The 18,570-nt window shown below is 51.6% G+C and carries 18 protein-coding genes and 1 CRISPR repeat array; of the genes, 2 read left to right on the forward strand and 16 right to left on the reverse strand.

Translation table 11 applies throughout. The annotated features are described in order from the left end of the window. Nucleotides 1-60 precede the first annotated feature (60 nt). The 6 genes from FD38_RS04980 to FD38_RS05005 all read right to left on the reverse strand — a co-directional run bounded on the left by FD38_RS04980 (nt 61) and on the right by FD38_RS05005 (nt 5,815). Nucleotides 61-1,011 (reverse strand): sugar-binding transcriptional regulator, encoded by a 951-nt coding sequence (locus FD38_RS04980; RefSeq protein ID WP_057731892.1) that lies wholly within the window; start codon nt 1,009-1,011, stop codon nt 61-63. 62 nt (nt 1,012-1,073) lie between these two features. Further along, nucleotides 1,074-1,778 carry a purine-nucleoside phosphorylase gene (gene deoD, locus FD38_RS04985; protein WP_057731894.1) on the reverse strand — a complete coding sequence of 235 codons (705 nt, stop codon included), beginning with the start codon at nt 1,776-1,778 and terminating at the stop codon, nt 1,074-1,076. A gap of 25 nt (nt 1,779-1,803) precedes the next feature. Further along, a complete protein-coding gene (locus FD38_RS04990) occupies nt 1,804-2,991 on the reverse strand; it encodes a phosphopentomutase (protein WP_057731896.1) in 1,188 nt (395 codons plus the stop codon). Nucleotides 2,992-3,024: 33 nt separating this feature from the next. Further along, nucleotides 3,025-3,714, reverse strand: a complete 690-nt coding sequence (gene deoC, locus FD38_RS04995; RefSeq protein ID WP_057731898.1) for a deoxyribose-phosphate aldolase — start codon at nt 3,712-3,714, stop codon at nt 3,025-3,027. Nucleotides 3,715-4,067: 353 nt separating this feature from the next. Next, the gene (locus FD38_RS05000; protein ID WP_057731900.1) at nt 4,068-4,931 is read right to left on the reverse strand and encodes an aldo/keto reductase; all 864 of its coding nucleotides are present in this window, start codon (nt 4,929-4,931) and stop codon (nt 4,068-4,070) included. Nucleotides 4,932-4,948: 17 nt separating this feature from the next. Next, the gene (locus FD38_RS05005; RefSeq protein ID WP_057731903.1) at nt 4,949-5,815 is read right to left on the reverse strand and encodes an aldo/keto reductase; all 867 of its coding nucleotides are present in this window, start codon (nt 5,813-5,815) and stop codon (nt 4,949-4,951) included. A gap of 117 nt (nt 5,816-5,932) precedes the next feature. Here FD38_RS05005 and FD38_RS05010 point away from each other — a divergent pair, with 117 nt between their 5' ends. Continuing rightward, on the forward strand, nt 5,933-6,802 hold the full coding sequence (locus FD38_RS05010) for a LysR family transcriptional regulator (protein WP_057731904.1): 870 nt from the start codon (nt 5,933-5,935) through the stop codon (nt 6,800-6,802). A 119-nt stretch (nt 6,803-6,921) separates the two neighbouring features. Then, a CRISPR array of direct repeats spans nt 6,922-7,194; the repeat unit is 28 nt; unit sequence GAATCACCCCCACACGTGTGGGGAATAC. Between the two features lie 217 nt (nt 7,195-7,411). On the opposite strand, the gene FD38_RS05015 is transcribed toward FD38_RS05010, so the two are convergent. After that, nucleotides 7,412-7,846 (reverse strand): OsmC family protein, encoded by a 435-nt coding sequence (locus FD38_RS05015; RefSeq protein WP_057731906.1) that lies wholly within the window; start codon nt 7,844-7,846, stop codon nt 7,412-7,414. A 14-nt stretch (nt 7,847-7,860) separates the two neighbouring features. After that, on the reverse strand, nt 7,861-8,298 hold the full coding sequence (locus tag FD38_RS05020; RefSeq protein WP_057731908.1) for an OsmC family protein: 438 nt from the start codon (nt 8,296-8,298) through the stop codon (nt 7,861-7,863). Between the two features lie 142 nt (nt 8,299-8,440). Between FD38_RS05020 and FD38_RS05025 the strand changes: the two genes are divergently transcribed. Next, a complete protein-coding gene (locus FD38_RS05025) occupies nt 8,441-8,881 on the forward strand; it encodes a MarR family winged helix-turn-helix transcriptional regulator (protein ID WP_057731911.1) in 441 nt (146 codons plus the stop codon). Between the two features lie 37 nt (nt 8,882-8,918). Here FD38_RS05025 and FD38_RS05030 read toward each other — a convergent pair whose 3' ends face one another. From FD38_RS05030 to gatC, 8 genes are all read right to left on the reverse strand, one after another. Continuing rightward, a complete protein-coding gene (locus tag FD38_RS05030) occupies nt 8,919-9,446 on the reverse strand; it encodes a GNAT family N-acetyltransferase (protein ID WP_057731913.1) in 528 nt (175 codons plus the stop codon). Nucleotides 9,447-9,601: 155 nt separating this feature from the next. Beyond that, on the reverse strand, nt 9,602-10,924 hold the full coding sequence (locus tag FD38_RS05035; RefSeq protein WP_057731914.1) for a hypothetical protein: 1,323 nt from the start codon (nt 10,922-10,924) through the stop codon (nt 9,602-9,604). 914 nt (nt 10,925-11,838) lie between these two features. Next, nucleotides 11,839-12,207: a pyridoxamine 5'-phosphate oxidase family protein gene (locus FD38_RS05040; RefSeq protein ID WP_057731916.1), complete on the reverse strand. Its 369-nt coding sequence runs from the start codon at nt 12,205-12,207 to the stop codon at nt 11,839-11,841. A 178-nt stretch (nt 12,208-12,385) separates the two neighbouring features. Continuing rightward, nucleotides 12,386-13,753, reverse strand: coding sequence for a 23S rRNA (uracil(1939)-C(5))-methyltransferase RlmD (gene rlmD / locus FD38_RS05045; RefSeq protein ID WP_057731918.1), 1,368 nt, complete (start codon nt 13,751-13,753; stop codon nt 12,386-12,388). Nucleotides 13,754-13,847: 94 nt separating this feature from the next. Next, entirely contained in the window at nt 13,848-14,852 is a 1,005-nt protein-coding gene (locus tag FD38_RS05050) for a diacylglycerol kinase (RefSeq protein WP_057731920.1), read from the reverse strand. 22 nt (nt 14,853-14,874) lie between these two features. Further along, complete coding sequence (gene gatB, locus FD38_RS05055) at nt 14,875-16,296, reverse strand: Asp-tRNA(Asn)/Glu-tRNA(Gln) amidotransferase subunit GatB (RefSeq protein ID WP_057731922.1); 1,422 nt, start codon at nt 16,294-16,296, stop codon at nt 14,875-14,877. Further along, a complete protein-coding gene (gene gatA, locus FD38_RS05060) occupies nt 16,296-17,765 on the reverse strand; it encodes an Asp-tRNA(Asn)/Glu-tRNA(Gln) amidotransferase subunit GatA (protein ID WP_057731924.1) in 1,470 nt (489 codons plus the stop codon). The genes gatB and gatA overlap by 1 nt, the downstream gene beginning before the upstream one ends. Before the next feature lie 7 nt (nt 17,766-17,772). Continuing rightward, on the reverse strand, nt 17,773-18,078 hold the full coding sequence (gene gatC, locus FD38_RS05065) for an Asp-tRNA(Asn)/Glu-tRNA(Gln) amidotransferase subunit GatC (protein WP_057731926.1): 306 nt from the start codon (nt 18,076-18,078) through the stop codon (nt 17,773-17,775). Nucleotides 18,079-18,570 lie beyond the last annotated feature (492 nt).

Here is an 18,570-nt window from a genome sequence, read left to right on the forward strand (position 1 = left end):
TCCTCATAGGGTAAGCGAAAGGCAGTCGCCGCCGTTCGGCTGGCGGACTGCCCCTGTCGCTTACGTTGTTGCTTTTAAAAGTTCGGCTGCTGCGTGTTGATCAATAATCAGGCAATTGGGATACCCGCCCCGCAAGGCCGCTTGGACCGCGGGAACTTTGGCATCGCCCGCCGCCACCAGAATCGAATGGTCCTTGTGGCGTAAGCTGTCCAGTTCAATTCCGATAGTGCGTTGATTCAACTCAGTATCGACAATTTCACCATTTTCATCGATGTACCGGGAGAAAATATCCCCCACCGCGTGCTGTTGCAAGTAGTGCTTCTCCTTGTCTTGGAGGTAGCCTAGTTGAAACACCAGCGCGGTGTTGCGGACGGTTCCCGCCGAATAAATCGCGATATTGGCCTTTTCTCCGAGTTGTAAGAGGTATTGAATGTGGCGTTCCGCTTCCACCAATTCCTTAGTTTGTTGGTGGTCGAAAATCACCGGTAGTGGCAGGTACTGGGGCATGGCGTGAAAGGCATTGGCAAAGGCATCAATACTTTCATACGCGTAAGTGTGCTCCGTAGAGTAGCTGACACTCCCCTTCAACTGGATCACCTCCACCCCCGTCAGGGTATCGGGTTGTAAATTTTGGCCAATAGCGTAGATCGTTTTCCCCCAACCAATCCCGATCACATCGTGTTCCGCCACGATGCTTTCGAGGTAACGGGCTGCGTACTGCCCGACGGTATTCAGGACTTCGTTGGTCGCCGTGAGCTGCGTGGGGACCACGTGAACTTCCACGTGGTAGGCGTCGGTCAACGCCTGTTCGAGCGTCTGCACGTCTTGAACGGGATCAATGATTTGAATGCGGACCAGGCCTTGTTTCCGGGCAAATTGTAAGAGCCGGGAAACCGTGGGCCGGGAGATTCCAAGTTGCTGGGCAATCTGACTTTGACTTTGGTCCGCTTGATAATACAGCTTCGCGACGGTTAGCCCTTGGGCGATCCGTTGATCCGTGGTCTCGGTCATGGTATTGCCTCCTTCGTGATTCCGGGTGGTCATCTCTCTGGATGAACGGTTAACCAAAAGATCTAGCGAATGGCAGCTTCTAAGGCAACTTTAATCATGTCGTCGAAGGACTTTTCCCGTTCTTCGGGAGTCGTCGATTCGCCGGTAATCAGGTGGTTGCTAATGGTCAGCACGGACATCGCCTTAACGTGGTACTTCGCGGCGATCAAGAAGAGCGCTGCGGATTCCATTTCGGTGGCGATCACGCCGTAGTCGACCAACTTCTTGCGGTCCATTTCGTCGTTGTAGAACCGGTCTTCGGCCAAGACGTTCCCGACTTTGACCGGAATATTCAGGTCCTTAGCGGCGTGGTAGGCGTTATCCAACAGACCGAAGTCACTGATTGGGGCGTAGTAGATGCCGCCGCCAAAGATGTTGTGGATAATGGAAGAATCGGTCGTGGCCGCTTGGGCTAAGACCACGTCCCGTACGTGAACATCGGGGCTCATCCCGCCGGACGTACCGACCCGGAAGAGCTTCTTGGCACCGTATTCGGTGACCAGTTCGTGCGCGTAGATGGAGATTGAAGGAATCCCCATCCCGGTCCCCTGAACGGAGATCCGGTGGCCCTTATAGGTCCCGGTGTACCCGAAAGCGTTCCGCACCTTGTTGTAGCAAACGGGGTTGTCTAAGTACGTTTCCGCAATGTACTTGGCCCGTAACGGGTCACCTGGCATTAAGACCGTGTCCGCAATGTCGCCCTTTTTCGCTTCCAAATGATTACTCATGATTCGTTTCCTCCTTAGTGTTGACCTACTTCAAATCCGCTAAGAAACTGTGTCCTTCATTGTTGCCCTTAACACCAAAGTTATCTAAGACCGTGGCCCCAAAGTCGGAGAATGGGGACCGAATGCCGAGGCTCCCGCCTTGCTTGAAGCTTGGGGAGTAAACCACTAACGGCACAAATTCACGGGTGTGGTCGGTGCCACGGTAAGTTGGGTCGTTCCCGTGGTCGGCGGTGATCATCAACAGATCGTCGTCGTGCATGTTGGCCATCACGGTGCCCAACCGCTTATCAAAGTCCATCAGCGCGTTCCCAAAGCCTTCTGGGTTCCGCCGGTGACCGTACATCGCATCGAAGTCCACCAGGTTGATGAAGCAAAAACCGGTGAAGTCTTCTTGCATCACGTGGTCGACGTGGTCCATCCCGTCCATGTTGCTTTCGTTATGGTAACCTTCGTCGATGCCGTGGCCGGAGAAGATGTCGTTGATCTTACCGACACCCACTACGTGAACGCCAGCGTCTTGCAGGCGGTTCAAGTCAGTTTCGTCGGTTGGTTCCAACGTGAAGTCCCGCCGGTTGGCCGTCCGGGTAAAGTGTTGCCCATCGGGACCAACGTATGGCCGGGCAATGATCCGACCCACTAAGTATTCGGGGCCATTCACTAATGAGCGGGCGTATTCACAAATCTTGTAAAGTTCGTCCAGCGGAATGACCTCTTCGTGCGCGGCAATCTGGAGAACGGAATCTCCGGACGTGTAAACGATCAGGTCCCCGGTCTTCATCTGTTGTTCCCCGAGTTCGGCGATGATCTTGGTCCCGGATTCTGGCCGGTTCCCGATCACCTTACGGCCAGAGAACTTTTCCAACTTATCGATGATGTCGGCTGGGAAGCCGTTCGGGAACGTGCTGAGCGCCTTACGAACGGGCAGACCCATCATTTCCCAGTGACCGTCCATGGAATCTTTACCGGCAGAGATTTCTTGCATCTTGCCGTAGTAAGCGTGGGGGTCAGTCGCGGCGGGGACGCCTTCAATTGGCGTGTCGCGCAGGTTCGAGATCCCAATCTTGGCTAAGTTAGGCAGTGCCAACTTGCCGGCAAAGTGTTCGCCGACGTGGCCGAGCGTATCGGCTCCTTCATCGCCGTACTTAATGGAATCGGGTGCAGCACCCGTCCCAACAGAGTCCATGACTAATCCAAAAATTCGTTTAAATTTCATCCTTGATTGCCCCGCTTTCTTCCAAACTATGTTTTAGTAACCGGCCTTTTTAGCAGCTGGCTTACCAGTTAAAATTGCAACCGTGGCGCTGACCCCTAAGCGGCTAGCTCCGGCATCGATCATGGCTAAAGCTTCTTCCTTGCTGTGAATTCCACCGGAAGCCTTGACACCTAAGCGGTCACCGACCGTTTCGCGCATCAACTTCACGTCGTCTAACTTCGCACCGGCCGTGGAGAACCCAGTGGACGTCTTGACGAAGTCGGCGCCGGCCTTTTCACTTAATTGGCAAGCCTTGACGATTTCGTCCTTGGTTAAGAGGCAGGTTTCCAAGATGACCTTGAGTAACTTACCCTTGGCGTGTACGGCGTTAGCCAAGCCCTTGATGTCTTCTTCGACAACCTCGAAGTTACCGGACTTCATTTCACCGACGTTTAAGACCATGTCGATTTCTTCGGCGCCTTGGTCGATAGCCGTGGTAGCTTCGAAGATTTCACTTTCCGTGGCCATGGCCCCTAGTGGGAAGCCGACAACGGCGATTGGGTTCACCGTGCTGTCTTTTAATTGTTCAGCAACGAACGGAATCCAGTAGGAGTTGACACAGACGGAAGCGGTGTTAAATTGCTTAGCTTCTTCGCAGGTTTGGCGAATCGATGCTTCGGTGGCATCCGCCTTCAAGTTGGTGTGGTCAATGTATTTTGCGAGTTGTTCAGTGGTTAATGTCATTAGTTTGAAACCCCTTTCATTTGTCACCAATAATATACCTAATTTTTGCACGTTTGTAAAGCGCTTTCTTGAAATTCTGTTCAAACGCACCACTTTTTGTAGGTAAATTCACAGGTCCTTTACAGACGTTTACCGGTTTACCTGTACACGAAAAGCATTGCTGGTGTGGGATTTTCAAGGAGCTGGTTCGGACCTTGATTAATCTGAAAAAAGTGATTCAGACTATTTTAAATTTTTTTGGCAGACATACCCGCTAATCCCACTTTTGATGAGACCCAAAAGGCTGCAGTCGCACTCTCAAAAAGTGCGACTGCAGCCTTAGATGACTATTGTGGGAAAGCATTCATTTTAAATTAGTCGTTAGCGTGCACGTCAAACGCGCCTAACAACATTTCCTTCACTCCGGGGGCATCGGGATCGTGCTGACCTTGACCCTTATCCAACGTCCGTAATTGAGCCACTTCATCGGCTGTTAAGTCAAAATCGAAGATGTCCAGGTTACTCTTGATTCGGGCTTCGTGAACGGACTTAGGAAAGACAACGATGCCTTCCTGATTTTCGAACCGTAAGATAATTTGGCCCGCATTCTTGCCGTACTTTTCGGCAAGTTGGGTGATTACGGGTTCATGCATCAAGTCCTGATTCCCCTGCCCCAGAGGTGCCCAGGCTTCTAACTTCACGTCGTGAGCCTTTAAAATGGCACGGAGTTCCGTTTGCTGGAAGTACGGGTTAAATTCAACTTGGTCAACCGAGGGCATCGTTGTAAATTGTGGTACGAACTGATTCCAAATCTTAGGCGTCATGTTGGAGACCCCGATAGACTTTAACTTACCAGCCTTTTTCGCGTCTTCCATGGCCCGCCAAGCGCCCGGGACATCACCATAGGGTTGGTGAATCAGGTAAAGATCGATGTAGTCTAAGCCCAGTTGTTGGAGCGACTTATCAATGGCGCGGCTTGCGGCTTCGTAGCCAAAGTCCTGTAACCATAGCTTACTGGTGATCCAGATTTGGTCACGTGGAATGCCACTATTACGAACGGCGCGACCTACCTCGTCTTCGTTGAAATAAGCCACGGCCGTGTCGATGTGCCGGTAACCTGCGGCTAAGGCGTCTTTGACGGCTTGGTACGTGGTGCCATCATCGGGAATTTGAAAGGTTCCAAACCCAATAGCGGGAATTTGGTGACCATCGTTAAGTTGAATCGTTGGAGTTGTCATATTTGGTTTCTCCTTCATTAATCGTGTAGTTGACGTAAGCTGGAGCCGAAAATTTGCTCAATGGTGACCGGGTCGCGGTGGTCGAAGAATTGGCTTTCCTGGCGGTCCAGACCGGCCAGAGTACTCATTTCGGCGGCCGTCAGTTCAAAATCAAAAACGTCCAGGTTTTCGGCCATTCGGTCGGCATGAACCGACTTGGGAATCACGGTGATTCCCCGTTGCAATAACCAGCGTAAGATCACTTGACCGGTCGTTTTACCGTGGGCCTGAGCAATCTTAGTAATCGTCGGGTCGGTGAAAATGCCGTGCTTCCCCTCCGCAAACGGGGCCCAGGCTTCGACCCGAACGTTTTCGTCCTGGTTGAATTGAACTTCCGTGGGCTGTTGGTACCACGGGTTCACCTCAACTTGGTTGATTACAGGCTGAACGCTCATGGTCAATTCAAGATTCTTCAATTGGTCGGCGTAGAAGTTTGATACCCCGATGGCCCGAATCTTACCGGCGTGGTAGGCTTCTTCCAGCGCGCGCCAGGCGCCCATCACGTCACCGTAGGGTTGGTGTAATAGGTAAAGGTCCAGGTAGTCCAGACCTAGTTTCTGTAACGACGCGTCAATTCCCTTTTGCGCCCGTTCGTAGGTGAAATCGGACACCCAAAGTTTCGAGGTGATAAACAATTCCTCACGGGGCACGTCACTCTTGGCGATAGCCCGGCCGACAGCGGCTTCATTCTGGTAAGCCGTGGCGGTATCGATTAACCGGTAACCGGCTTGGATGGCGGTGGTCACGGCCGTTTCACATTCGGCCAAATCCGGGACCTGGAACACCCCAAAGCCGAGTTGGGGCATCGTGACTCCGTTATTTAAAGTTGTGGTTGGTATTGGCATCAAATCGTTCCTTTCTGACTCATTCACTGGGACTATCATAAGCGCAAATACTTGCCTTGAAAATTACCCATTCGCTATACTAGTATACGGATACCGTATACTAAGGAGCCGATGCCGATGATTGATAACTACCTTTTAGAAGAGCTGGTAACGTTTGCCCAAACCGGCACCCTCGCACAGACCGCCGCGGCTTTGAACGTGACCCAACCGACGGTAACGCGGGGCATGCAAAAGCTAGAAGACGATTTAGGCGTCCGTTTATTCAACCGGCAGCCCAACCGCATTCTGTTGACGACCACCGGCGAATTAGCGGTTGCTAAGGCTAAGACACTCCTGGCCCTAAACCGGGAGCTGGTGACCACGGTGCAAAATTTCGACCGCAGCCAGCAGCGACTCATCCTAAGCTCGACACTTCCCGGTCCCCTACTGGTCGCCCGGAAAATCCAGGCCCAGTTTCCAACTCTACAACTCGACGATCAGTTACTGCCGACCGACCAACTTAGCGATCAGCTCACTAGCCGGGCCGCAACACTGGTTCTATCCGATCAAGAACTCCTGACGAACACCGTGGAATCGCGCTACTTGGGCATCGAACGCCTAGCGGTTAACCTGGATCAATTCATGTACCACGCCAACCAACCCACGATCCAATTTAAAGAATTACGCGGCCTGAGTTTCCTGGTCCTCCAAGACATTGGAATCTGGCGCGACATTATCCAGGATCAAATTCCCGATGCGCAGTTCATGTACCAAGCCCAGCGTGACGCCTTTACCAAGATTACCAAATACGCCGACTTTCCCTACTTCAGTACGAATCTTTCGCCCCTAGACCCCAACGCCCCGACGGTCAGCCAAGACGATAACCGCGTCCGCATCCCCATCAGTGACGACATCGCGCAGATGCCGATTTACGGGAGTTATTTGAAGACAGAACGGGTACGGGTAGCGCCGGTACTCGAGATGATGAGTCAGGCTTGGCCGCAATGAGACCGATAAAAACACCTATGAACTGCCGATTTAGTGGCATGTCATAGGTGTTTTTTATGGATTCACCCCATACGTATGGGGAATACTGGCGGCAGTGTTTAGACTTTTATACTTGTATAGAATCACCCCCACACGTGTGGGGAATACCCTTGCGTGATGTTCGCACCAGTTAGAACGCCAGAATCACCCCCACACGTGTGGGGAATACTGGCCGCCTGCTAAAATGGCGGCGGCCCCATCTGGAATCACCCCCACACGTGTGGGGAATACCATAGATTCACGAGGAGGAGCAAGCATGAAGTAGAATCACCCCCACACGTGTGGGGAATACCTAGTGGTGATGGATTCCAAGAACCGAACAATGGAATCACCCCCACACGTGTGGGGAATACCTAAACGAATCCCTTTGTAGCAGTGTTTATAGATTATAAAATACTCACTTTTCGTTAACTTTCATTTTTATTCTACATGGTTTCAATTCTCATCTCAATTTACATCTCTTACAAATTTAGCTATAGCTTTAAGCTCAGTCAAGCTACCCCTTTCATGTTAGTCCCATCAAAAATGCCGCTGATCAAGACGATCAAACGGCATTTTTTAATTCATGCTCTAGCTTTCAATGGTTTCTCGACTGGATGTCTCTGTAGTGACTTCCGTGCGGGTAATCGGTACGGCATTGGTCAAGTTATCCATTACCGGACAGGTCCTCTCAGCGAACTCCATGAAATCATGGCTAGCTTGCCGTGTTTCATCAGTATCGTAGTGAACCGATACTAAAATTCGGTCTAGCCCTGGTCGGTCGGTATCCTCTTCTTGGCCTTCCAAAGTAAAGTACACGCTACGGTAACTAAATTTTTCTCGTTTATGAAAGGAAGCCATCACAATGGACTCACAAGCACCCAGCGAAGCCAAAATCCCCTCAAGCGGCGAAATCGCTGTAGTAGAGTTTGGTGAAAAGTTGAGCATAAAGTTGCGAGCAGAAGCTTGGTATAAATCTGGTGTCGCAGTACTGGTAACGGTCGCTTTAAAAGTTTCTAAGGCCATGGTCAGCTCCTCCTTTAGACAATTTCAACTTGGTCCAATTCGACATCAATGCCAATTTTCAACATATCCATCAACGGGCACGCGGCTTCCACGGCGTCCATGAAATTCTGACAGGCTTCCGGGGTAGCATCGGTGTCGAAGGCAACGTTAAACCGAATTGCTTGAAATCCATTTCGAATCTCGGGATCACCCATGAAACCGGCCGCATCTAAATCTCCTTCGAGAGTTATAGTCATTTGACGATAAGTAAAATGGTGGGCTGGGGCCAATCCGGCAGCGGTCTCTTGAAGGGAAGCCCCTAGTGAGCAAAGCTCCAGTTCAACCGGGTTCATTCCCGTATCGGAGCCACCCAAAGCGGCTGGCTCATCAAAAGTATGGTGAATTCCTCGCGAATGAGCATCCACCTGCAAGCTCGTATCCGTTTTTCTGGCCGAAGCATAAGTTCTCTTCATCGAAAATCACTCCTTAACCGAATTTTATAAGCGCTTACATCTTCATTATACGGGTAAATTGATTAAAGTCAATAGTTAGCTAACTATCTATTTGTGCCTTAAAAATGCTATAATCAAGACATTACTAAGTAGGTGATTAAACATGGCAACAACCCAATTCGATCTAGATAGCTGTTTACTGTGCATGACTGCCCGGAGCAGTAAGCTTTTTGCTAAAAAATTCAATCTGGCTTTACAACCCTTTGGTCTGACCAAGAGTACCTGGACAGCAATTTATTATATCGATAAGCATGAGCAAATCAATCAGAAAACCTTGGCTGAACTGCTGGGCATTAAAGGTCCCAGCCTGGTTAAAATCATTGCTCAACTACAGCTTGCGCAACTCATCAAAGTTACCCCCAGCCCCGTTGACAAACGAGAACGCTTACTGACGCTGACGCCCGCAGGCTTAACCCGGTTGACTGATGGCTTACCACTAGCTGAAAAATTTCAGCAACAAGTCACTCACGGGATTACCCAAGCCGACCTCGATATCGCGGCTACGGTCATGACCCAGATGCTGGAGAATGCCGAACAATTTTAAAAAAATTCGTGATTCCCGTTTCCGGAAATCACGAGTTTTAGAGTCGACATTCAAAAAGTCGTGCCAATGTCTCCCCCACATCTTGATAATGCAGGGTCCGTTCCTGGGCAAAGGTGAAGCCGTTTTTGACATAAAGTTTTTCGGCTGGCAAATTTCCCGCCATCACATCGAGGTGCACGACCCGGCGTCCCTGATCACGCAGCGTTTTTAAAATTGCCTGCAGCATCGCCGACGAAACGCCCTGCCCCCGAAAATCGGGATGGACCGCAAACAGGTGCAAAATTGCCACGTCCTCATCCGCTACGGGGAAAGTCCACGGAACACTACGATAATCGGCCTGCTCTCCGCGGGTCACGCGTCCCGCAGCAACCAGTTGCCCGTCCTGAAAGCCGCCTATCATCTGACCCTGATGACTCATGCTCGCAAGATCCGTTGAGTTGGGATACACACCCCAATGCCAATCCGGACTATAGGTATCGTGGGCTTGTTGGGCACAAACCGTTTGGTAAAACTGGCTGAGTTGTGGCTCATCAGCGGCGGTTAAGAAATGAACATCATCTAACATTAAAGCCCCTCCTGTCGTAACTTTTATAACTAATCCGTTAGCCCATATTCTACTGAGACAATCGCCAATTTACAATTTATTTTCCAATGAAAAAGCCCATTTCCGGCCGCAATCTAGCCGAAAATGAGCTTTTTAACATGTTTGGAGGAAGAGGATTAATCTACGTAGTTGGTGTTACCCGTATCCGTAGACGTGGTAGGCGCGTCACCAGTCTTGGTAGTGACCGTGTAGTAAGCCGTGACACCATCACCATACTTGGTGTTGCTGTTAGCGGTCTTCGTTGCCGTAGCATCGAAGGTGTAGACCTTGTAAGTCTTGTTACCATCGGAATCGGTCTGGGTCGCACCAGTTAAGGTGTTCAACTTGCCAGACGTGAAGACGGATGCGGTACTGATGTCGATGGTGTCATCGGCATCACCCGTGAAGACTTCTTGTTCCGTCGTGGTCAGGGATGGGAAGGCCTTGTCCGCTAAGCTAGCAGCGGTAATCGTGGCCGTGTCCGTCGTAGAAGACCCTTCAGACTTGAACGTCACCTTAGAAGTTTCCGCCTTAGCGACCTTCACTTGAATCGTGCTCCCGTATTTAGCGGAAGTCAGGCTGGAATCCGTGACCGTGTAGCCGGATGGCACGTTAGACGTGATGTAGCTGTTCAATGAGGACAAATCACTAGTCCCTAAAGCAGCGCCTTCAGTCGTATCACTCGTGGAAGTGACCCAAGTTTGCGCTGAGCCAACGGCACTGTAGTTCGCGTCCACGTACTTCACCGTGACACTGTTACTGCTCGTCGCCGTTGCGGAAGGTGCCGTGGTGGTCAACCCACCCGCGTAGATCCACCCGGTGATGGCGGAGTTACTGGTGTCGGTCACGTGGTAGTACAGAGAGCCTTCACGCGTCTTAGTTGCGGCTTGGTCGACCGTAAACTTGTCGGCTTTAGCGGAGTTGTAAAGACTAACCTTGCTGGCCTTGTATTGGGTGTACTTAGGGGCCGTCCAGATAGTGTTCTTGGTCGTGTCCTTCAAGTAGTAGTTCTTAGTTTGCGTTGGCATCGTGGCACTAGTCGTGGTCGAAGCGGACTTGATCCCACCGGCGAAGTCAGAAGTAGACTTCCCACCGTAAATGTAACCACGGTACTTACCATCCATGGAAACGACCCGGTAGTAAACAGAACCCCGGTTAGTCGTCTTCACCCCGTAAGCTCGGAAGTAGTTGGCTGAAGACTTGGAAGACGCAAAGGTTGCCATCTTGGCCTTAGAAGCCACGACCTTGGCCCCCTTGACAGTCCCTGGCTTAGTGTATAAAGCGTTGGTCCCGGTCGATTCAACGTTCCGGGAAGTTGCGGCCGTGGTCAGTGATTGGTACGCGCCCGCGGTAGCGTAAGATTTGGCACTGGCGGTTGAAGTGGTGGCCACCGTTGCAACGGCACCAAAACTTAAAGCCGCTAAGCCTAAGTATAATGACTTGGATAAGCTTGATTTCATATCTAAAAATCCTCCTTGATATAAATGCCTTTGTTCTAACGAACGAGGTTAGTATAGCAAAGAAAATCCGGTAAAAACCGGCTGTAACAAATCCTTAATCTCTTTAAGGTTTCATATAGGAAAATAAGCGACCCGTTAATCGCTGAGTTAGCGGTGGCCGGATATATAATGAATTCCTATATAGGTTCAGGTCTCTAGTTAGTGAAAACGGTTATCTGTATGAAATACTATTCTAGCCATGCTTTCTTAAAGCTAGCTTAACGGCGACACAGAACTGTAACTTGATTTCTGAATTCTTTGAAATTAAAAGTGACTATTCAGTATCGAACAGTCACCTTAAAAGAAAACTATAATGTGAGAAGCAACTAATTTGCTAGAACCTAACATAGGGTTCTCTATTTTATCACGGATGAGTCAATGTATTTTTACTCTCTCATAACAACCTTACAAGCAGTAAAAGTATTATAAGAAAAAATCCTACGCAAATGGAAAAATCAAGTTTTTTCTGTAACTGCTTCATACGTTTTTTATGGCCACTCATCACCATGCCTCCAAAAAATATCTAATATCCTGTAAAGAACACAAAAGATCTAACTGTTCAAATGACTGCAAAATTCTCCCTAGTTTTGGGGAACACCGACTCTAACCAAAGCAAAGAATCACCCCCACACTTGTGGGGAATACTAACTTGCTCGACGTATCGACCGAGGGATTAGAATTACCCCCACACCTGTGGGGAACACAGCATAAGGAGCGATTGTGCTTGACTGGCATGAGAATCACCCCCACACCTGTGGGGAACACTAAACAAATCCCACTACATCAGCATTCTAAAACGCCAAGTTAGCCGTTTTTTATTAACTTGCAATTTTATTTTACTAATACGTCGTTTTCAGTTCAACGGAAACCACTTACTAAATTTTTTGTTGAATATCATCAATGGTGACGACCAACACGGCTCGGATCCAATCGAATTGCACTTTCATCCGATCAAAATTGACTCCGCTGGTTTCAAAAGTCCCGGTCCCGTGAATGTGATAGCCACAGCCCAGCCCCTGGGTCCCTTCGACCTTATGACTACCAATCGTGATGGTCACATGATTATCCGTCTGAAAATCATTTTCGATAGAGTGCATCCCCGCTGATGGAATCAACAACGTCTGATCATTAACCACATTAATGTAGTGACTCCAGGTGTTAACCACGCTCGCCGGCTGCGCGTTGATGGTCACGATGGTGGCCGGGGTTTCATCCTTGATGACATCTAAAAACTTTTGATCCATAAGTTATCGCTCCTTAAATGATTGTCTAAAATTAAATTTTGAATCTCACTTTTATTTTATACTGAATTATTTTCTTTGTCGATTAGGCATCGTCCAGTTAAACTTTCCTTGACTTAACCGCTCACTGCACAAAAAAACAGCCCTCTTTTTCAAGAAAGCTGCCTTCTAATCTAAATACCTATTGCTTCACCAGCACCGTAACACTTTCCACGTGCGGCGTTTGCGGGAACTGGTCGACCGGCTGAATGTCGCCGTCGATGGCGTAACCCAGTTCCTGGAAGTGCGCGACGTCGCGCACCAGCGTGGCCGGGTTGCAACTGACGTAGACGACCTTCTTGGGGCCCATCTGCGCCGCACTGTCGATCAGGCTGGGCGCCAGACCCTTGCGCGGTGGATCGACCACGATCACGTCCGGCTTGACACCGGCTTCCTGCCACTGGGCCATCTGGTCTTCGGCCTTGTTGACAGCAAATTCCACGTTGGTCAGGTGGTTCTTCTGCGCGTTGATCTTCGCGTCTTCGATGGCTTCCGGCACGATTTCCACCCCGTAGACCTGCTTGGCGTGCTTGGCTAGGGCCAGCGAAATGGTCCCAATCCCACAGTACGCGTCGATGACCGTTTCGTTACCCGTCAGGCCGGCCTTGTCGATGGCCATCTGGTAGAGCTTTTCGGTCTGTTGCGGATTGACCTGGTAGAACGACCGCGACGAGATAGCAAACGTCAAGCCCATCAAGGTGTCTTCGATGGTCGGCTTGCCGTACAGCACGCGCGTGACGTTGCCCATGATGACATTGGTCCGCTTAGCATTGACGTTTAAAATGATACTAGTCACTTCCGGTAAGGCCGCATGGATCTGTTCCACCAGTTGAGCCTGACTCGGCAGCTTCTGTTGGCGACTGATCAGCACGATCATCATCTCGTGACTGTAGTAGCCTCGGCGCACCATCACGTTACGGATGACGCCCTTGTCGTTGATTTCGTCGTAGGCCGGAATTTCAAACTGCCGCAATAAGTCGCGGACCTTGACGATGGCCTTGTCGATTTCGGGGTCTTGAATATAGAAATCGGTCAGCGGAATCAACTCGTGGCTGTGTTGGCGGTAAAAACCGGTTTCTAGTTGGCCCTTGACCGTCCGCACGGGCACTTGGGCCTTGTTGCGGTACTGGGTCGGGTGCGCCATCCCCAGCGTCGGCGCCACGGTCACGTCGATGTGGGCCTTGTTGAAGAGTTCGGCGATCTGGTGTTGCTTGAACTTCAGTTGGGCCGGGTACGCCAAATGTTGTAACGGCGCGATCCCGGTCTGCCGGTAGGTCTTGTCGACGTCTTCGACCCGGTCGGGCGACTTGGTCTGCCAAGCCACCACGCGGGCGAACCCGTAGTGTTTTTGAACCTTGGTGACCTGAATCGTCACCTGTTCGCCCGGTAAGGCGTTTTCGACAAATAAGGAAAAGTCGTCGACCTTGGCGACCCCCATCCCCTGATAAGTCAGGTCGGCGATGGTCACGTCGAGTCGTTCGTTCTTAGTTACTGGTGCTTTGATTTTCATTAAATTACCTCATAAATTGATTAGACGTTAGAAAAGGGACTTTGCCCTATTATCACGCAAAATCCCTTTCCCGTAAACTTTTTAACTTTACAAACTACTTATCGGCGTCCGCCGGCAGGTCCTGGACCTGCTTGACGAACTTCTCTTCGGCCGCTAACATCTCGGCCGTTTCGCTGGTGACCGCGTGGTCCGGGATGGCGTCGAGGTTGGCGTACATTTCGATGTGTTGTTTCAAATTCCGAAACTTCATCGGTGCGTCGCCCCCGTATTCGCCGTCCAGGTTGATCATCATCCGGTCCTTAACCGGCCGGGCGGTGACCTTGTTGGTCTTGACGTAGAGGATGTGCGGGTCGTTGATGTGCCGACCACCGTTTAGGACCAAGCCCATCAACCGAAGAATCTCCGGTAGACTGGCGGTCTTGACGATGATCATGGTAAACTTCCCGTCGTCCAACGCCGCGTCGGGCACGATTTGTTCGAACCCACCGATGGAGTTGGTCAATGCCAGCAAGAACATCGAGGCCTGCCCGCGGAAATGGCCGCCGTCGTAGGTCAGGTCCATCTCGATGGGTTTGATCTGCGGCAATAACTCGGCGCCCTTCACCAGGTACGCCAGGTAGCCGAAGATCGACTTCAGGTTCGACGGCACGTCGTAGGTCAACTCGGTGAGCAAGCCGCCCCCCGCGATGTTGATGAAGTACTGGTCGCCGGCCTGGCCGATGTCCATCTTGATGGTCTGATCCTTGAGAACCACCTTGGCCGCAGCTAAGGGGTCTTCGCGCGGGATGTGGAGCGCCCGCGCGTAATCGTTGGTGGTTCCGGCCGGGATGATGGCCATCTTCGGTCGGTGGGATAACCCGGCGATGCCGTTGACCACCTGGTTGATGGTCCCGTCGCCGCCGGCCGCCACGATCAATTCAAAGCCCGCTTTGGCCGCCCGGGTCGCCTCGTCTTGTGCCGAGTTAGGTGCCGGGGTGGTCGCGTAGGCGCTGGTTTCATAACCCGCCTGTTCGAACACCGCTAAGATGTCGATTAAATCTTTCTTTAACGCCTCGCGGCCTGAGGTTGGGTTATAAATGACCCGTGCCCGTTTACGCATGTTTGGTGCCTCCGTGTTTTCTCTAGTGATTCAAAGCCGCCATCAACAACTTGTTGACGACTTGCGGGTTGGCTTGCCCGTGTGTTTGCTTCATGATTTGACCCACGAGGTAACCCACGGCCCGCTTCTTCCCGTTGTTAAAGTCTTCGATGGATTGTGGATTTTGGTCCAAAATGTCATCGATGATCGGTTGTAACTTGGCTGGGTCGGATAATTGGACCAACCCGTGCTTTTCGACAAAGGCCTTAGGTTCTTCACCGTTGGTCACGGCCTTGAAGACCTTCTTGGCCATCTTGGTCGAAATGGTCCCGTCGGAAATGAGGTTAATCATACCCGCTAAGTTGGCTGGCGTCAACTTGGTCTTGGCCAAATCGACTTGGTTGTCGTTCAGGTAGGCGTTGACGTCCCCCTGCAGGTAGTTGGCGGCCATCTTAGGGTCCGCCTTCAAGTCGACCATGGCGTCGAAGAAGTCGGACATTTCCTTGGTCTGCGTGATGACCATGGCGTCGTAGTCCGTCAAGCCCAGTTCGGTGACATACCGGTGCCGCCGGTCGGTTGGCATTTCGGGCATAGCTGCATCAAGTTGCTTGATCCAGTCGTCGGAAATGCTCAGGGCTGGCAAGTCGGGTTCTGGGAAGTAACGGTAATCGTCGGAGCCTTCCTTGACCCGCATCAGGATCGTTTCGCCGGTCTTTTCGTCAAACCGCCGCGTTTCCTGCCGCACGGAACCACCGGACATCAGGACTTGTTGTTGCCGCTTTTCTTCGTATTCCAACCCGCGCTTGACGTAGTTGAAGGAGTTCAGGTTCTTTAACTCGGTCTTGGTCCCGAACTTATCTTGGCCCACGGGACGCACGGAAATGTTGACGTCGACCCGCATCGACCCTTCTTCCATCTTCACGTCGGAAATCCCGGTAAATTGGATCCGTTGCCGTAAGGCTTCCAGATAGGCGTAGGCTTCGGCCGGCGACGCGATGTCGGGCTTGGACACGATTTCGATCAGCGGCGTCCCCTGCCGGTTCAAATCGACGTAGGAGTGGTCACGTTCGTGGGTGTTCTTCCCGGCATCTTCTTCGATGTGCATTTCGGCAATCCCGATTTTCTTCTTCACGCCGTCGATGTCGATTTCGACCCAGCCATCGTGACCGATAGGCTTGTCGGCTTGCGTGATTTGGTAGGCCTTAGGGTTATCGGGGTAGAAGTAGTTCTTCCGGTCAAAGTGGGTGTGTTGTTCGACCGTCGCGTGTAAGGCGAGTGCGGCGATAATTCCGTCGGCCACTACGCCCTTGTTGGTCGTTGGCAGGACCCCGGGGTACCCCCAGTCGATAACGTTGGTGTTCGCGTTGGGATCGTCCCCAAATTCAACGGGTGACGGACTAAAGATTTTCGAGTTCGTCTTTAACTCCACGTGGACTTCCAGCCCAATGGTGGTTTCAAAATTCATTAGTTTTGGCCTCCTAACGCGGGTACTTTAGTGTGAAATTCGGTGTTTTGTTCGAAGGCGTACCCGGCCTTGTAGAGCGTGCTTTCGTCGAACGGCCGCCCAATCAGCTGCATGCCGACGGGTAAGCCATTGCTGAAGCCGGCTGGCAGGGATAACCCTGGTAAGCCCGCTAAGTTCACCGGAATGGTTAAGATATCGTTCATGTACATGGTCAGTGGGTCGGCTATTTCGGCCCCGATGTTGAAGGCGGGCGTCGGCGCCACCGGCCCCATGATGAAGTCGTGATCCTTCAAGATGGCCTTGAAGTCGTTTAAGATCACGGTCCGCACCTTGGCGGCCTTCAAGAAGTAGGCGTCGTAGAATCCAGCGGATAACGAGAAGGTCCCCAACATGATCCGACGCTTGACTTCGGCGCCGAACCCTTCGGAACGCGACTTCACGTAAACGTCTTCCAGGTTCTTGACGTCCTTAGCGCGGTAGCCGTAACGAATCCCGTCAAACCGTTGGAGGTTCGAGGAGGCTTCGGATGAGGCGATGATGTAGTAAGCAGCGACCCCGTACTTGTTGTGCGGCAGGGAAACTTCGTCGACCGTGGCGCCTAACTTGCGGTAGGTGTCGGCGGCGGCCAAGATGGCTTGCTTGACGTCGTCGTTGATCCCGTCGGCTAAGAATTCCTTAGGTAAACCAATGCGCATGCCCTTGACGCTGGTCGCAGCGGTCAAATCGGCCGCAAAGTTTGGCACGGCCTTGTCGGAGCTGGTCAGATCGTGATCGTCGTGACCAGCGATGGCGCTGAGCATCATGGCGTTGTCCTTGACGGAACGGGTCATCGGGCCAATGGCGTCAAAACTCGAACCAAAGGCGATCAGGCCCCACCGGGAAACCCGGCCGTACGTTGGCTTCATGCCGACGATGCCGTTAAAGGAAGCCGGTTGGCGAATAGAACCCCCGGTATCGGTCCCTAAGGCCACGGGCACCATGCCCGCCGCAACGGCGGCCGCGGAACCACCCGAAGACCCACCGGGTACCTTGGTTTGGTCCCAGGCGTTCTTCGTGGTCTTGAAGGCGGAGTTTTCCGTCGAGCCCCCCATGGCAAATTCATCCAGGTTGGTCTTGCCGACCGGCACCATCTTAGCGGCCGCTAACTTGCTGACCACCGTGGCATCGTAGACCGGCGTGAAGTTTTCCAGAATCTTGGACGCCGCCGTAGTGGGTTCGTCCTTGGTGACCAGGTTATCCTTTAAAGCCAGCGGAATCCCGGCTAAAGGTTGGTCGTCGGTGATGCCGGCTTGGTCGAGCGCGTCGGCTTGGGCCAGGGCTTGGTCTTCGTTTAAGTGTAAGAAGGCGTCGATCTTGGGATCGGTCGCTTTGATGTTCTCGAAAGTGGCTTGCGTCAGTTCCTTGGCGCTCATCTTCTTGGCCACCAGGTCCGCGTGTAAGCTAGCGAGATCTTGCTTGAAATAGTCCATAAATTGATTAATCCTCGCTTTCGTCGATGATGGTTGGCACCTTGATGTAGCCGCGAGCGGCATCGGGTGCGTTCTTTAACAGTGCTGCGCTTTGTCCCCAGTTATCGGCGACGTCTTCACGCATCACGTTAATCTGATCCGTGACGTTGGTGGTTGGTTCCACGTTATCGGTATCCACTTCACTCAGCGATTCGAATAAGCCAATAATATCGTCGAGTTGTGGGGTTAAGGCGTCCAATTGGTCGTCCGTAAACTCAAGCTTGGCCAGTTCAGCCACGTGCTTAACCTGTTCACGATTGATTCGATTAGCCATCAATTTGTCCCTCTTTCTAATTTATCCGTGACGTGTAAGTTTAAACTGTCGCCTTCCGGCGCTCAGGAGCTGGAACGCCTGCGGGCACGATTTTGAACCTCGCCAAACCCGCGAGTTTCAAAAGTCGGCCTTATCCTAAGCCGACCAAAAACGTCGACTAAGGATAATTTCGCTGGCTGAGCTCCTGCTCGCCTCCAGGCTGTACACTGGTGCGTTAATTCTACTTCTAAGTCAGTCGTTCATCTCTCAGTAGGTAACGCCGCCATTCGCTTAAATCCACACGCTTGTCCGCCAGGCCCCATCCATTGATTTGCCGGGGTCCGGCGCGTAAACACACATTGTTATTCTACCATAGAACCGCAGGCGACCAAAACGAACTCATCAAAAATATTTAGCTCGGAGGATGATCACGAGACATTTGCTAAAATCGTGCGACTTGGTAGCCTCTCTGATTACGAAATATATTGTCTACTACGCCATTTTAAATTCTAA

The sequence above is a fragment of the Levilactobacillus zymae DSM 19395 genome (genome assembly GCF_001434115.1).
Taxonomy (GTDB): domain Bacteria; phylum Bacillota; class Bacilli; order Lactobacillales; family Lactobacillaceae; genus Levilactobacillus; species Levilactobacillus zymae.

Bases quoted from the DNA above. Each gene is read 5' to 3' on its own strand.
- FD38_RS05050 (WP_057731920.1), bottom strand. From the start codon at position 14,852: ATGCGTAAACGGGCACGGGTCATTTATAACCCAACCTCAGGCCGCGAG.
- FD38_RS05035 (WP_057731914.1), bottom strand. From the start codon at position 10,924: ATGAAATCAAGCTTATCCAAGTCATTATACTTAGGCTTAGCGGCTTTA.
- deoC (WP_057731898.1), bottom strand. From the start codon at position 3,714: ATGACATTAACCACTGAACAACTCGCAAAATACATTGACCACACCAAC.
- FD38_RS05020 (WP_057731908.1), bottom strand. From the start codon at position 8,298: ATGAAGAGAACTTATGCTTCGGCCAGAAAAACGGATACGAGCTTGCAG.
- FD38_RS04990 (WP_057731896.1), bottom strand. From the start codon at position 2,991: ATGAAATTTAAACGAATTTTTGGATTAGTCATGGACTCTGTTGGGACG.
- gatB (WP_057731922.1), bottom strand. From the start codon at position 16,296: ATGAATTTTGAAACCACCATTGGGCTGGAAGTCCACGTGGAGTTAAAG.
- rlmD (WP_057731918.1), bottom strand. From the start codon at position 13,753: ATGAAAATCAAAGCACCAGTAACTAAGAACGAACGACTCGACGTGACC.
- gatA (WP_057731924.1), bottom strand. From the start codon at position 17,765: ATGGACTATTTCAAGCAAGATCTCGCTAGCTTACACGCGGACCTGGTG.
- FD38_RS04980 (WP_057731892.1), bottom strand. From the start codon at position 1,011: ATGACCGAGACCACGGATCAACGGATCGCCCAAGGGCTAACCGTCGCG.
- FD38_RS05000 (WP_057731900.1), bottom strand. From the start codon at position 4,931: ATGACAACTCCAACGATTCAACTTAACGATGGTCACCAAATTCCCGCT.
- deoD (WP_057731894.1), bottom strand. From the start codon at position 1,778: ATGAGTAATCATTTGGAAGCGAAAAAGGGCGACATTGCGGACACGGTC.
- FD38_RS05040 (WP_057731916.1), bottom strand. From the start codon at position 12,207: ATGGATCAAAAGTTTTTAGATGTCATCAAGGATGAAACCCCGGCCACC.
- gatC (WP_057731926.1), bottom strand. From the start codon at position 18,078: ATGGCTAATCGAATCAATCGTGAACAGGTTAAGCACGTGGCTGAACTG.
- FD38_RS05010 (WP_057731904.1), top strand. From the start codon at position 5,933: ATGATTGATAACTACCTTTTAGAAGAGCTGGTAACGTTTGCCCAAACC.
- FD38_RS05025 (WP_057731911.1), top strand. From the start codon at position 8,441: ATGGCAACAACCCAATTCGATCTAGATAGCTGTTTACTGTGCATGACT.
- FD38_RS05030 (WP_057731913.1), bottom strand. From the start codon at position 9,446: ATGTTAGATGATGTTCATTTCTTAACCGCCGCTGATGAGCCACAACTC.
- FD38_RS05015 (WP_057731906.1), bottom strand. From the start codon at position 7,846: ATGGCCTTAGAAACTTTTAAAGCGACCGTTACCAGTACTGCGACACCA.
- FD38_RS05005 (WP_057731903.1), bottom strand. From the start codon at position 5,815: ATGCCAATACCAACCACAACTTTAAATAACGGAGTCACGATGCCCCAA.